Below are 349 nucleotides of genomic sequence, written 5' to 3'. Positions count from 1 at the left end.
CTCATCCTGGCCGGCCGCCGGAATCTCGATCCAGCGCTCGGTGGCGTCACCGCATTCCTGCACCACCGGGAAATAAAGCATCTGGCCGGCCGGCAGATCGGCCGCCAGCGAGGCGCGGAAGACGAACTCGTCGTAGAACTCGTCCGGCAAGTTGCCGCCGCTCCAATCCACTTCCTTGACGCCGGTGGTCAGCGTCTCGCCATAGAGCTGGTAGGATTTCTGGTATTTGCCCTTCTTGGTCTGCAGCGTCCAGCCGGGCTTGGGCATCGGCTTCACTGAAATCACCCCTTCCGGGATCTGCACGCGCACGGCGCTCGTCGCCTTGCCCTCGCAGCCATGCGGCACGCGC

1 protein-coding gene is annotated in these 349 nt (G+C 64.8%); it reads right to left on the bottom strand.

Translation table 11 applies throughout. The features are described from left to right. The coding region (locus EN851_RS34695) for a DUF1775 domain-containing protein (protein ID WP_135931081.1) at nt 1-349 on the bottom strand (349 nt) is incomplete at both ends.

Source organism: Mesorhizobium sp. M8A.F.Ca.ET.208.01.1.1 (genome assembly GCF_004791315.1).
GTDB lineage: Bacteria > Pseudomonadota > Alphaproteobacteria > Rhizobiales > Rhizobiaceae > Mesorhizobium.
This window is presented reverse-complemented; position numbering and strand designations above follow the sequence as displayed.